The organism is Allobosea sp. 47.2.35 (assembly GCF_024655635.1).
Classification (GTDB): domain Bacteria; phylum Pseudomonadota; class Alphaproteobacteria; order Rhizobiales; family Beijerinckiaceae; genus Allobosea.
In genome coordinates, this window is the sequence record NZ_JANLGI010000007.1 from 168,874 (window position 1) to 182,170 (window position 13,297).

Here is a 13,297-nt window from a genome sequence, read left to right on the forward strand (position 1 = left end):
CCACGCGGCGCTTTTTCTATGTCTGGATTGCTAGGGAGGAAATGTCATGACGATCACGGTCATCAAGAACGCCGAAGTCGTTGTCGCCTGGGATGCGGAAGCCTCCCGTCACGTCTATCTGCACAATGCCGATGTCGCCTTCGAGGACGGCACGCTGCGCTATGTCGGGCCCCGCTATGAAGGTCAGGCCGACGAGACCGTCGATGGCAGCGGGCGCATGGTCATGCCCGGCCTCGTCAACATCCATTCGCATCCGTCGAGCGAGGCGCTGAACAAGGGCTTCCTCGACGAGCTCGGCTCGCCCGCGCTCTACAATTCCTCGCTCTACGAGTTCATGCCGATCCTGCGGCCCGACGCCGAGGCCGTGCCGGACTGCGTGCAGGTCGCCTATTCGGAGCTGCTGCTCTCCGGCGTCACCACGCTCGCGGACCTCTCGGTCGCCCATCCCGGCTGGATCGACCTTGCAGCCAATAGCGGCCTGCGCGTCTGCGTCTCGCCGATGTTCCGCTCGGCCCGCTGGTACACCAAGAACGGCCATGTCGTCGAATACGAGTGGGACGAGAAGGCTGGCGAGGCGGCCATGGAGACCGCCTTCGACGTCATCGAGCAGGCGCAGAAGCACCCTTCAGGGCGCCTCTTCGGCATGGTCTGCCCGGCGCAGATCGACACCTGCAGCGAGGGCCTGATCAAGGACAGCCACGCCGAAGCGAAGCGTCGCGGCCTGCCCTGGCAGATCCACGCCGCCCAATCGACGGTCGAGTTCCACGAGATCACCCGCCGTCATGGCGTGACGCCGATCCAGTGGCTGGAGAAGCTCGGCGTGCTCGGCAAGACCAGCATCGTCGGCCACGGCATCTTCCTCGACGATTATCCACGCGTCGGCTGGCACAGCCGTCGCGACCTCGCGTTGCTGGCCGAGACCGATACGATGGTCGCTCATTGCCCGACGGTGTTCATGCGCCGCGGCATCGCGCTCGACGATTTCGGGCGCTATCGCCGCGCCGGTGTCCGCATCGGCATGGGCACCGACACCTATCCGCACAACATGCTCGAGGAGATGCGTCATGTCGGCTATGTCGCCCGCATGATGGCGGAGAACCCGCGCACGCTGACCACGACCGACATCTTCGAGGCCGCGACCACGGCTGGCGCCGCCGCGCTCGGCCGCGACGATATCGGCAGGCTGGAAGTGGGCTGCAAGGCCGACCTCGTCATGGTCGACCTCAAGCATCCGATGATGCAGCCGCGCCGCGACCCCGTCCGCAGCATGGTCTATGCCGCCGCCGAACGCGCTGTCGACCGTGTCTATGTCGACGGCAGCCTCGTCGTCCGCGACGGCACCGTGCTGACCATGGACTATCCGGCCGCGGCCCTGCGCCTGCACGAAGGCCAGAAGCGGACGGAAGCGGCCGCGCCCGGCAACGACTGGATCAAGCGGCCGGTAACGGATTATTCGCCGCTGACCTTCCCGTTGAAGTGAGCGGCCGGAGACCGGCATAAGCCGAAAAGTGGCGATGCGCCTCGTCCGGGGCGCATCGCCGTATCGTGAGCCCCCTGCGTCACGCCGCCCGCTTTCGGTCGGCGCGATCCGGCGATAGGTTGTGCCCATGTCGCAGGCAGACGAGACAACGCAGACGGAGGCCGGCTCTTCGAGCCGTCTTGGCCTCATGCTGATCGGCGGAGGCTTCTTCGCCCTGTTCCTCACCGGCCTGCTGCTCTGGTGGCGCGAAGGCGACCGGCTCTTCACCGACGGTCTGATCGCCGCCATCGTGGCTTGTTTCTAGCGGTTGAGGCCGCCTGTCCGGGAAGTCTTTCGTGAACCGCCGTCTCGTCCTGCCCCTCGTCGTATTCCTGGCCGGGGCGCTTGCGCTCGCCGCAGCCGCGATCCTGACCTTCTCGCCCGGCCGCCAGGGAAGCGGCGGCAGTGGCGTAGCGAGCGTCGGCGGCCCGTTCACGCTGACGACGCAGGAGGGCAAGCCGCTCTCCGACACCGACCTGAAGGGTTCGCCCTTCCTGGTCTTCTTCGGCTTCACCCATTGCCCGGATATCTGCCCGACCAAGCTCTTCGAGATCTCGGAGGCCCTGCGCGCGGCCGGCGACGGCGCCAAGGCGAAGGGGCTTAAAGCGCTCTTCATTACGGTCGATCCCGAGCGCGACACGCCGGACGCGATGAAGAGCTATCTCGGCTCCTTCGATCCCCGCATCGTGGGCCTGAGCGGCGACCGCCCGGCCATCGACGCCGTGGTCAAGGCCTACCGCGCCTATGCCAAGAAAGTGCCGCTCAAGGATGGCGACTACACGATGGACCACACCGCGCTGGTCTATCTGATGGGCAAGGACGGCAAGTTCGTCGGCGCCTTCAATATCGAACAGCCTCCGGCTCAGGCCGCGGCGGAATGGCTGCGTCACTCGTAGAGGTTTCGATCGGCGCGCGCCGGCGCGCCAACCCATGCTCCGTCTTGTTCCAGGCGAAGCGGCGGTTGAAATATTCGTAGAACGCCATCCAGGCGGCGACCGAGACCAGCGCGTAATAGAGCGGCAACAGCGGCACGAGCAGCAGCAGCCCTGGCGCGCCCCGGCGCAGCGCGCCGACGATCGGCGGCACGAACAGCGCGACGCTGCCGAGCAGCCAGACGCCGAGCGCGATGATTGAGGTCAGGGTCGCGGCGGTGCCGACCGGTTCGAAAAGCGAGCCGTCCCAATAGGCAATCAGCGCGGCGATTGCGAAAGCGGGATAGCCGAGCGCCGTCGCGACGGTGCCGAAGACCAGGGACAGGAAGGCGAAGGTCGCGGCTATCCCGGCCTCGCGCATCAGCCGCACGGGCGCGCGCGAATGCGTCACCAGCGTCTGGATATAGCCCTTGATCCAGCGCGAGCGCTGCTTGAGCCAGGCGGGGATGGAGACCGGCGCCTCCTCGCGGGTGCTGGAGGGCAAATCGCCGATGCGATAGCCCGCGCGCACCAGCCTGAAGCCGAGATCGGCATCCTCGGTGACGTTCCAGGCGTCCCAGCCGCCCACCGCGCGCAGTGCCTCCGTGCGGAAATGGTTCGAGGTGCCCCCCAGCATGATCGGCAGCTGGAACTGCAGCAGGCCGGGATTGAGCACCTCGAACAGCCCGGCATATTCGAGCGCGAACAGCCCGGGCAGCAGGCCTTCATCGGCATGGTCGATCACCAGCCTCGCCTGCAGGCAGCCGAGCTCCTTCGGGCCGCCGAGGAAGCGCGCCGCCGCCATGCGCAATTGCTGCGGATCGGGGATGTCCTCGGCGTCGTAGATCGTGAAGAGCGTGCCACGCGCTTCGAGCAGGGCGAGGTTCAGCGCGCGGGGCTTGGTGCGCGGAAAGCCGGGTGGGACGATGGTGACGGAAAAATGCGGCGGCAGCGCCATCTGCGCCAATGCGCTGCGCATGGTCGTGTCGTCGGCTTCGATCAGCAGGCGGATATCGAGCTTGGCTGCGGGATAGTCGAGCGCGCCAAGCGCATCCGTCAATTGCCGGAGCACGGCAAGCTCGCGGTAGAGCGGCATCGCGACCGTGTAGACCGGCAGGCGGGCATCGTCGATCCGCCAACGATGGCTGTGCCAGAGATCGGGCGCCGAGCGCTCGATAGAAGCCGCAAGCCGCAGCAGGATCAGGCCGAGGAAGAGCGGGCCGAGCAGGAGCGCAAGCCCGAAGAAGGTTTCGAGCGGAGCAAGCACCCCGCCGATCGCGGCAGCGGCGACGCCGCAGCCGGCAGCGATCACCTGACCCCGGCTCGCGCCGGTGCGGGCGCTGTCACGCGCGAGCCCGGCTGGATCGAGCCCGGCCGCCTGCTCGGCCAGCGCGCCGGCATTGCTGTGGCGCAGGGCGTCGCCGAAGCGGCGCGGGGTCGTCACCGCGATGTCGTCGCGGTTCCGCGGCCCGGCTTCGAGCATCCGCCGCAGCGCCGGCCCCTCGGGCGCGAGGATGAAGCGGAAGCGCGGATCGCCATCGGTCGGTGCGATGCCTTGGCGCAGGATCGCATCATGCCCACCGCCGGGCCTGAGCGCCGGAGGCTGCGCCAGGAAGGCGAGCCCCATCTCGGCGGCTAGCGCCCGGTAGAAGCGGGTCTCGTCGATCAGGCCCTGTACGATCGCTTCGCGGGCCGGTTCGGTGCGGTTGCGCCGGGATGTTTCAGCCGCGCCTGCGAGCGAGGAAGGCGGCAGGCCGTGTCGCGTCAGGAAGGCGAGCTCGACCGGCAGGCCGGCTGAACCCGGCCCGACCTTGATCGGAAGGTCGTCGTTACCGCTGCCCCCCACTGGCCCCGGTCCCGCTGCGCACAAGGATGCCCGGTGCGGATGCACCGATGGCAACTCATGGTTGCCAGTGCGGCGGGGAGAGTCGAGAGGCCCCGCATAAGACTTTCGTGAGCCCCGGTGGCGTCAGCGCGCCGCCAGGATTTCCGCGACCTGCGGGATGTCCTTGTCGCCGCGGCCGGAGAGATTGACCACCATCAGGTGATCCTTCGGCTTCTGCGGGGCGAGATCGGCGACGCGGGCGAGTGCGTGCGCTGACTCCAGCGCCGGGATGATACCTTCCAACCTTGAGATCAGCTGGAACGCCTCCAGCGCCTCCTCGTCGGTGGCGGAGAGGTATGTCGCCCGGCCGACATCGTGCAGCCAGGAATGCTCCGGCCCGATGCCGGGATAGTCGAGCCCGGCCGAGATCGAATGCGCGTCCTTGATCTGCCCGTCATCGTCCATCAGCAGGAAGGTGCGGTTGCCGTGCAGCACGCCGGGGCGCCCGCCGGTGAGCGAGGCCGCATGCAGTCCGCTGGGAATGCCGTGGCCGGCGGCTTCGACGCCGTAGATCTCGACGCTGGAATCGTCGAGGAAGGGATGGAACAGCCCCATCGCGTTCGAGCCGCCGCCGATGCAGGCGATCAGAGAATCAGGCAGGCGGCCTTCCGCCTCTTGCATCTGCTCGCGGGTTTCCTTGCCGATGATCGACTGGAAATCGCGCACCATCGCCGGATAGGGATGGGGGCCGGCGACCGTGCCGATGCAGTAGAAGGTCGTCGCGACATTGGTGACCCAGTCGCGCAGCGCCTCGTTCATCGCGTCCTTCAGCGTCTTGGTGCCGGATTCGACCGGCACGACGGTGGCGCCGAGCATCTGCATGCGGAAGACGTTCGGCGCCTGCCGGGCGACGTCGACCGCACCCATGTAGACGATGCATTCCAGGCCGTAGCGGGCGCAGAGCGTCGCGGTGGCGACGCCATGCTGGCCGGCGCCGGTCTCGGCGATGATGCGCTTCTTGCCCATGCGCCGCGCCAGCAAAATCTGGCCGAGCACGTTGTTCACCTTGTGGGAGCCGGTATGGTTCAGCTCCTCGCGCTTCAGGTAGATCTTGGCGCCACCGAAATGGTCCGTCAGCCGCTCGGCGAGATAGAGCGGCGAGGGCCTGCCGACATAATGTTTCAGGCCGCTGGTCATCTCGGCGTGATAGGCCGGGTCGGCCTTGGCGGCCTTGTAAGCCTCCTCCAGCTCGAGGATCAGCGGCATCAGCGTCTCGGCGACGAAGCGGCCGCCGAACAGGCCGAAGCGGCCGTTCTCGTCGGGGCCGTTGCGATAGCTGTTCGGGGTCGAGGGGGCGTTCATGCCGTCAAACCTTCTTGCAGTGCCGCTGCGGCCGTGCGGGCCGATGCGATGAATTTCGCGATCCGTGCGGGGTCCTTGACCCCCGGCGCGCTTTCGACGCCCGAGGAGACGTCGACGCCCGCCGGCCTCGCGATGCCGATGGCTTCAGCGACATTCGCCGGATCGAGCCCGCCCGATAGCATGAAGCGCTGGGAAGGGTCGAGGCCGGCGAGCAGGCCCCAGTCGAAGGGTCTGCCATGCCCGCCGGGAAAGGCCGCATCCTTCGGCGGCTTGGCGTCGAGCAGGATGAGATCGGCCGCGTCGCGATAGCCTGCGACGGCCGTGAGGTCTCCCGCCGTCGCGATGCCGAGCGCCTTCATCACCGGCCGGCCGACGGCGCGGCGCAGGGCCGCGGTCTGCTCGGGCGTCTCGCGGCCGTGGAACTGGAACCAGTCGGGCTTCAGCGCCTCGGCAAGCTCCGCCGCCTGCTTGTCGCTCCAGTCGACGACCAGCGCGACGATCTGCGCCTTGCCCCGAGCGATCCTGGCCAACTCCCTAGCGCGCTCCAGCGTGACGTAGCGCGGGCTCTTCGGATGGAAATTCAGCCCGATCATGTCGGCGCCGGCCGCGAGCGCGGCCTCCAGCGTCTCGGGGGTGGAGAGGCCGCAGATCTTGATCAGGAAGGGCGAAACATTGGACATGGCCCGGCGTTTAGCACGGTCCGTTCGCGGGCGCATGCCGTACTTGCGACATGATGACGAAGGAAGCCATGTTCGGACAGGGCGAAGAGGGGGACGGGTTGATCCGGCTGGGCATGGGCAGGCGCGGGCTGACGATGATGGCGGGCCTGCTCGCCGTCACCGGGCTCGTCGTGGCGGTGTTCTATTATGTCGGCCAGCCGCGGACCCTGCGCCTCGCCGTCGGGCCGCTCGGCTCCGAGGATGCCCGCATGGCGGCAGCCTTCGTGCAGGGGCTCAATCGCGACAAGGCTTCCATCCGCCTCCGCCTCGTTCTGACCGAAGGCTCCGAGGACAGTGCGAAGAAGATCGATGCCGGCCAGGCCGATCTCGCCATGCTGCGCGCCGACATCGCCATGCCCTCGACCGCCGACACGGTCCTGATCACCAGGCGGACCTTTCCGTTCTTCATCACCCGGAGCGAGGCCGCGATCGGCCGCATCGCCGAATTGCGCGGGCGCCGGATCGGCGTCTCCCGCAATCCGGCCGGCAATCTCACCCTGCTGAAACGGGTGCTGGCGCAATACGAGGTCCGGCCCGAGGAGGTCGAGATCGTCAAGCTCGGCCAGGAGGAGATCGTGGCGGCGGCCAAGGAGAAGCGCATTGACGTCTTCTTCTCGATCAACGCCGTCGGCTCCCACACCAACAACGACGGCCTGCGCCGCCTGCGCGAGGCCTGGGGCAACGATCCCGTGCTGATTCCAGTCCGCGAGGCCGATGCGCTCGCGGCGCATTACCGGGCGATCGAATCCGGCGAGATCGTGCGCGGCGCGCTGGGTGGCGACCCGCCCCGTCCGGCCGAGAGCCTCCAGACCATCTCGATCACCTCGCGCCTCGTCGCGGCGCAGAGCCTCGACGACAATCTCGTCGGCGAGCTGACCAAGGATATCCTGGGCCTGCGCCTCACGCTCGCGTCGGAACTGCCGGCCGTGCAGGCGCTGGAGACACCCTCGACCGACAAGGACGCGCCCCTGCCGGTTCATTCGGGCGCGGCCGCCTATATCGACGGCGAGCAGGAAAGCTTCTTCGATCGCTATGGCGACTGGTTCTATATCGGCGCCATGGCGCTCTCGGCGGTGGGCACGGGCGGCGCCGCCTTGCTCGGCCGCGAGAGCGCCAACCGGCGCCGACGGGCCATGTCGGGCCTCGACGAATTGCTCGGGTTGCTGGCCCTGATCCGCGCTTGCGAGGACGAGGTCGAACTGATGCGGCTCGGCCGCGAGGCCGACCAGATTCTGACGCGCGTGCTCGCCGATTACGCCAAGGGCGATCTCGACACGGCGGCGCTCGCCGCCTACCGCCTCGCCATCGATCAGGTCGGCCGGGCGGTCGCCGAACGGCAGCGCGCGCTGGCCGAGACCTGAGCGCATTTACTTTTCGGCAGGCTCGGCGGTTGCCGAAAAGCCCGTCAGCGTTTATGTGCAGCGCAACGAATTCCAGATTCACGTGAAACAGGCTGCGCCGGCGGGGCATCGCTCCAGACCGGCTCGTGGCCTTGAAAGCAAGGCCCTACCCGCATGTCCATGCGCAACATCGCCATCATCGCGCACGTCGACCATGGCAAGACGACCCTCGTCGACAAGCTCCTGCAGCAGTCCGGCGCCTTCCGCGAGAACCAGCGCGTCGCCGAGCGCGTGATGGATTCGAACGACCTCGAGAAGGAGCGCGGCATCACCATCCTGGCCAAGGCGACCTCGGTCGTCTGGAAGGATACGCGCATCAACATCGTCGACACCCCCGGCCACGCCGATTTCGGCGGCGAGGTCGAGCGCATCCTGAACATGGTCGACTCGGCCATCGTTCTGGTCGACGCCGCCGAAGGCCCGATGCCGCAGACCAAGTTCGTGGTCTCGAAGGCGCTGAAGCTCGGCCTTCGCCCGATCGTGGCGATCAACAAGGTGGACAAGCCCGACGCCCGCACCACCGAAGTCATCAACGAGGTCTTCGACCTCTTCGCCGCGCTCGATGCGACCGACGAGCAGCTCGACTTCCCGATCCTCTACGGCTCGGGCAAGCAGGGCTGGATGGCCGACTCACCGGAAGGCCCGCAGGACCAGGGTCTTGCGCCGATGTACGACCTCATCCTCAAGCATGTTCCGGCCCCGGCGGTCGAGGACGGCCCGTTCCGTATGATCGGCACGCTCCTGGAGGCCAACCCCTATCTCGGCCGCATCATCACCGGCCGCGTCACCTCGGGCACCGCCAAGCCGAACCAGACCATCAAGGTGCTCTCTGGCGACGGCTCGACCGTCGAAACCGGCCGCATCTCGAAGATCCTCGCCTTCCGCGGCATCGAGCGCCAGCCGATCGAGGAAGCCGTCGCGGGCGATATCGTCTCGATCGCCGGCCTGGTGAAGGGCACCGTCGCCGACACCTTCTGCGACCCGGCCGTCACCGAGCCGATCAAGGCCCAGCCGATCGACCCGCCGACTGTGTCGATGACCTTCTCGGTCAACGATTCCCCGCTCGCCGGCACCGAAGGCGACAAGGTCACGACCCGCGTCATCCGCGACCGCCTGTTCAAGGAGGCCGAGGGCAATGTCGCGCTGAAGATCGAGGAAGCCACCGACAAGGACAGCTACATCGTCTCCGGCCGCGGCGAACTCCAGCTCGCGATCCTGATCGAGACCATGCGCCGCGAGGGCTTCGAGCTCGGCGTCTCGCGTCCCCGCGTCGTGCTCAAGCGCGATGAGGCCGGCCAGCTGCTGGAGCCGATCGAGGAGGTCGTGATCGACGTCGACGAGGAGCATTCCGGCGTCGTCGTGCAGAAGATGGCCGAGCGCAAGGCCGACATGCTGGAGATGCGTCCGTCGGGCGGCAATCGCCTGCGTCTCGTCTTCCACGCCCCGACCCGCGGCCTCATCGGCTATCAGGGCGAGCTTTTGACCGACACGCGCGGCACCGCGATCATGAACCGCCTCTTCCACGCCTATCTGCCTTACAAGGGCGAGATCGCCGGCCGCCGCAACGGCGTGCTGATCGCGATGGAGACCGGCGAGGCCGTCGCCTACGCGCTGTGGAACCTCGAAGACCGTGGCCCGATGATGATCGAGCCGGGCTGGAGGGTCTATCAGGGCATGATCGTCGGCGAGCACACCCGCGAGAACGATCTCGAGGTGAACGTGCTCAAGGGCAAGAAGCTCACCAACATCCGCACGACATCGAAGGATGAGGCCGTTCGCCTGACGCCGCCGATCCGGATGACGCTGGAGCGTTCGCTCGCCTGGATCGACGATGACGAGCTCGTCGAGGTCACGCCGAAGTCGATCCGCCTGCGCAAGGGCATCCTCGACCCGAACGAGCGCAAGCGCTCGCAGAAGCAGAAGGCCGAAGTGGCCTGAGCGACTTGTCCGGCACGGACGTCGAGATCCTCCTGATCACCGGCCCCGCAGGGGTCGGCAAGTCGACCCTGTGCTGGGAGGCGAGCGGGCTGCTGGCCGAGGCCGGCATCCCGCATGCGGCGATCGAGAGCGACGAGCTCGATCGCGTCTTCCCCAAGCCCGGCGCCGAGGAGCTTGCTCGGCTCGCGCCCGGCGCGCGCGATGTCAGCCAGCTCAACCTGGCGGCGCTGTGGGCGACCTATCGCGCACTCGGCCACCGGCGCCTGCTGATGTCCGGCGTCATCCTCCATCCCGCCTTCGACAGGCGCTGGATTCTCGCTGCCATCCCCGATGCGCGCATCACCATCGTGCGCTTGCGCGCCGGTGACGAGGCCTTGCTCGCGCGTCTCGACCGCCGCGAGCAGGGCGCTGGCCGCGAGGCGCAGATCGAGCGCAGCCTGCGCCAGTCCCGTCGCATGGCGGTCGAAGCTGCCGAGGATTACCTCGTCATCGACACGGACGGACAGTCGCCGGCCGATCTGGCCCGCCTCGTCCTCGCCCGAACGGGCTGGCTGACCCCCGTCTGAAGCCACGGCCTGTTCGGCTGCCGCGTGTCCGCCTTGCGCCGGGCGCCATTGTCTCGCCGCGCCGGCTCTGATCCTCTGCCGCCCTCTCAGGGGAAGGATCAACACCATGCAATTCCGCAATCTCGGCCGCTCGGGCCTGCGCGTCTCGCTCGTCGGGCTGGGCTGCAACAATTTCGGCGGCCGCATCGATCTCGACGCGACTCGCAAGGTCGTCGATGCCGCGATCGAGCATGGCATCACCCTGTTCGACACCGCCGATATCTATGGCGAGCGGGGCGGCTCCGAGACCGCGCTCGGCGAGGTACTGGGCGCGCGCCGCAAGCAGATCGTGCTCGCCAGCAAGTTCGGCATGGACATGGATGCCGAGGGCGTGAAGAAGGGCGGCTCGCGCCGCTACATCATGAACGCGGTCGAGGATTCGCTGCGGCGCCTCAAGACCGACTGGCTCGATCTCTACCAGCTCCACCGGCCCGACCCGCTGACTCCGATCGAGGAGACGCTGCGCGCCATGGACGACCTCGTCCGGCAGGGCAAGGTCCGTTATATCGGCTGCTCGAATGTCGTCGCCTGGCAGGTCGCCGATGCCCAGTGGACGGCGCGCGATCTCGGCATCCCCGGCTTCGCCTCGGCGCAGGACGAGTACAGCCTGCTGAAGCGTGGCGCCGAGAAGGACCTGATCCCCGCCATCGCTCATTACGGCATGGGCCTGCTGCCCTATTTCCCGCTCGCCAATGGCGCGCTCACCGGCAAGTACAAGCGCGGAGCGGCGATGCCGGAAGGCGCGCGCCTGACCAAGCTGCCGCAGCGCGCCGACGAGATCTTCAGTGAGGACAACTGGCGCCGCATCGAGGGCCTGACCGCCTTCGCCGAGCAGCACGGCCACACGCTCGTCGAGCTCGCCTTCTCCTGGCTGGCGGCGCAGCCCGTGGTCTCCAGCGTCATCGCAGGCGCGACGAAGCCGGAACAGGTCGCGGCCAACGTCAAGGCGGCCGATTGGGCGCTGAGCGCGGAAGACCTCGCCGAGATCGACAAGATCACAGGCTGAGCGATTGCGGAACCGCCTCGGCACCGGCCATGTTGTAGCGGTGTCGAGGGGGGAGCGCGTTGACACGCCTGCGTTGGGTCCTGAAACAGCTTTCGGAGCGCCTCTGGGTGAGGGCGGCGCTCTTCGCGCTCCTGGGTATCGCCAGCGCGCTCGCATCGATCGTCGCGGCGCCGCTGGTGCCGGAGGACGTATCGGCCAAAATCGGTGCGGATGCGGTCGACAAGGTGCTGGGTATCCTGGCGTCGTCGATGCTGACGGTGGCGATCTTCTCGCTGTCGACGATGGTGTCCGCCTATGGCGCGGCGGCGAGTTCGGCGACGCCGCGCGCGACCTATCTCCTGCAGGCCGATACCGGTGCGCAGAACGCTCTGGCGACCTTCATCGGGGCGTTCCTGTTCAGCCTCGCCGGCATCATCGCGCTGAGCACCGGCCTTTACGGCTCCAGCGGGCGCTTGCTGCTCTTCCTCGTGACATTGCTGGTCGTCGCCGTGGTGGTGGCGACCTTCGTCGGCTGGATCGACGCGCTGTCGCGGCTCGGCCGGATGAACGAGACGATCGATCGCGTCGCAGCCGCCGCTGCCGAGGCATTGGACGACTATGCCGTCTCCCGGACGATGGGCGCGCAGCCCGGCCGCACGCCGCCGGCCGGCGCCCGCGCGATCACGGCGGATCGGACCGGCTATCTCCAGCATGTCGATATCGCGGCCCTGGCACAGCTTTGCGAGGATGGCGGCGAGATCGACGTCGCCCGCATCCCCGGCGCCTTCGTCGGCAGGGGCGAGACGCTCGCCTATGCCAGCGCTTTCGACGAGGAGCGGGCCGAAGAGATCCGGGGCGCCTTCATCATCTGCGACCGCCGCTCCTTCCGCCAGGATCCGCGCTTCGGGCTGATCGTGCTCTCCGAGATCGCCTCCCGTGCACTCTCACCGGCCGTCAACGACCCCGGCACCGCGATCGACGTGCTGGCGTCGCTGGCTAGGCTTCTGACGCGGCCGGTGCCGGAGGACGTGCCGGAGCCGGTGGCCAATGTTCATGTACCGATACTCGCCCCGCGCTCGCTCCTCGAGGACTGCATCGTGCCGATCGCGCGCGACGGCGCGGCGATGATCGAGGTCGCCCTGCGCCTGCAGCGCACGCTGGCGACGATTGCGACGAACCCGCGCTTCGCCGAAGCGGCGCATGACCTCGCCGAGGACAGCCGCGAGCGCGCTCTGGCGACCTTGCCTCATGAGATCGATCGGCAAAGGCTGCGCGCTGCCACCGCCGCAAGCAGCCCCTAGAGATCACAGGAAGGTCGCGATCTCCTCCAGCGGCTTCTTGCCGATGGCGGGGACGAGGCAACCCTCCTTGGGATAGCCGACGACGAGCAGGATCAGCGCCTTCTCGTTGTCGGGCCGTCCGCAGAGCTCGTTGAGGAAATTCATCGGGGCCGGCGTATGCGTCAGCGTGGCCAGCCCCGCATCATGCAGCGCCGCGATCAGGAAACCGGTGGCGATGCCCACCGACTCAGGCACGTAATAGTGCTTGATCCTGTTGCCCTCGGCATCATGGCCCCAGCGCTGCGCGAAGATCGCGATCAGCCAGGGGGCTGTCTCCAGGAAGGGCTTCTGGTCGTCGGTGCCGAGATGGGCGAGGGCGTCGAGCCATTCCTCGCCGGCGCGACCGGCATAGAAGGCGCGCTCCTCCTCTTCCGCGCCCTCGCGGATCAGCTTCTTGCGCTGGGCGTCTGAGATGCAGACGAAGCTCCAGGGCTGCTGGTTGGCGCCGGACGGGGCGGTGCCGGCGACGCGCACCGCCGTTTCGATCAGCTCCCGCGGCACCGGCCTGTCCGAAAAGTCGCGCACCGTGCGGCGCTTGCGCATGCGGGCGAGGAAGGCGTCCGCCCGCCCCTGCATCTCCGCTTCCGGAACACCCTCGAACACGAGGGGCATGGTGACGTAGGGACTCACGGGCGCTTCGCTCCTGACGCAATTTGGTCAGCTTGCTGCGAATCGCAGGCCGGATGCAATGGA

12 protein-coding genes are annotated in these 13,297 nt (G+C 67.8%); 8 read left to right on the top strand and 4 right to left on the bottom strand.

Annotated elements, in window-relative coordinates:
- The first annotated feature begins 46 nt into the window (after window positions 1-46).
- The 3 genes from NUV79_RS11455 to NUV79_RS11465 all read left to right on the top strand — a co-directional run bounded on the left by NUV79_RS11455 (window position 47) and on the right by NUV79_RS11465 (window position 2,415).
- A complete protein-coding gene (locus NUV79_RS11455; RefSeq protein ID WP_257733208.1) occupies window positions 47-1,480 on the top strand; it encodes an amidohydrolase family protein in 1,434 nt (477 codons plus the stop codon).
- Window positions 1,481-1,607: 127 nt separating this feature from the next.
- Entirely contained in the window at window positions 1,608-1,784 is a 177-nt protein-coding gene (locus NUV79_RS11460) for a hypothetical protein (protein WP_156367053.1), read from the top strand.
- 31 nt (window positions 1,785-1,815) lie between these two features.
- On the top strand, window positions 1,816-2,415 hold the full coding sequence (locus tag NUV79_RS11465; RefSeq protein WP_257733210.1) for an SCO family protein: 600 nt from the start codon (window positions 1,816-1,818) through the stop codon (window positions 2,413-2,415).
- On the opposite strand, the gene NUV79_RS11470 is transcribed toward NUV79_RS11465, so the two are convergent.
- The 3 genes from NUV79_RS11470 to NUV79_RS11480 all read right to left on the bottom strand — a co-directional run bounded on the left by NUV79_RS11470 (window position 2,360) and on the right by NUV79_RS11480 (window position 6,297).
- Window positions 2,360-4,276, bottom strand: a complete 1,917-nt coding sequence (locus tag NUV79_RS11470; RefSeq protein ID WP_257733211.1) for a glycosyltransferase family 2 protein — start codon at window positions 4,274-4,276, stop codon at window positions 2,360-2,362. The genes NUV79_RS11465 and NUV79_RS11470 overlap by 56 nt on opposite strands.
- A gap of 123 nt (window positions 4,277-4,399) precedes the next feature.
- Window positions 4,400-5,617, bottom strand: coding sequence for a tryptophan synthase subunit beta (trpB, locus tag NUV79_RS11475; RefSeq protein WP_257733212.1), 1,218 nt, complete (start codon window positions 5,615-5,617; stop codon window positions 4,400-4,402).
- The gene (locus NUV79_RS11480; RefSeq protein WP_257733213.1) at window positions 5,614-6,297 is read right to left on the bottom strand and encodes a phosphoribosylanthranilate isomerase; all 684 of its coding nucleotides are present in this window, start codon (window positions 6,295-6,297) and stop codon (window positions 5,614-5,616) included. The genes trpB and NUV79_RS11480 overlap by 4 nt, the downstream gene beginning before the upstream one ends.
- 53 nt (window positions 6,298-6,350) lie before the next feature.
- Between NUV79_RS11480 and NUV79_RS11485 the strand changes: the two genes are divergently transcribed.
- From NUV79_RS11485 to NUV79_RS11505, 5 genes are all read left to right on the top strand, one after another.
- A complete protein-coding gene (locus tag NUV79_RS11485; RefSeq protein ID WP_257733214.1) occupies window positions 6,351-7,697 on the top strand; it encodes a TAXI family TRAP transporter solute-binding subunit in 1,347 nt (448 codons plus the stop codon).
- A gap of 153 nt (window positions 7,698-7,850) precedes the next feature.
- Window positions 7,851-9,674, top strand: coding sequence for a translational GTPase TypA (gene typA / locus NUV79_RS11490; RefSeq protein WP_257733215.1), 1,824 nt, complete (start codon window positions 7,851-7,853; stop codon window positions 9,672-9,674).
- A 5-nt stretch (window positions 9,675-9,679) separates the two neighbouring features.
- A complete protein-coding gene (locus NUV79_RS11495; protein WP_257733216.1) occupies window positions 9,680-10,240 on the top strand; it encodes an AAA family ATPase in 561 nt (186 codons plus the stop codon).
- A 106-nt stretch (window positions 10,241-10,346) separates the two neighbouring features.
- Entirely contained in the window at window positions 10,347-11,285 is a 939-nt protein-coding gene (locus NUV79_RS11500) for an aldo/keto reductase (protein WP_257733217.1), read from the top strand.
- A gap of 59 nt (window positions 11,286-11,344) precedes the next feature.
- Window positions 11,345-12,565, top strand: a complete 1,221-nt coding sequence (locus NUV79_RS11505) for a DUF2254 domain-containing protein (RefSeq protein WP_257733218.1) — start codon at window positions 11,345-11,347, stop codon at window positions 12,563-12,565.
- A 3-nt stretch (window positions 12,566-12,568) separates the two neighbouring features.
- Here NUV79_RS11505 and NUV79_RS11510 read toward each other — a convergent pair whose 3' ends face one another.
- Window positions 12,569-13,234 (bottom strand): nitroreductase family protein, encoded by a 666-nt coding sequence (locus tag NUV79_RS11510; RefSeq protein WP_374679208.1) that lies wholly within the window; start codon window positions 13,232-13,234, stop codon window positions 12,569-12,571.
- Window positions 13,235-13,297 lie beyond the last annotated feature (63 nt).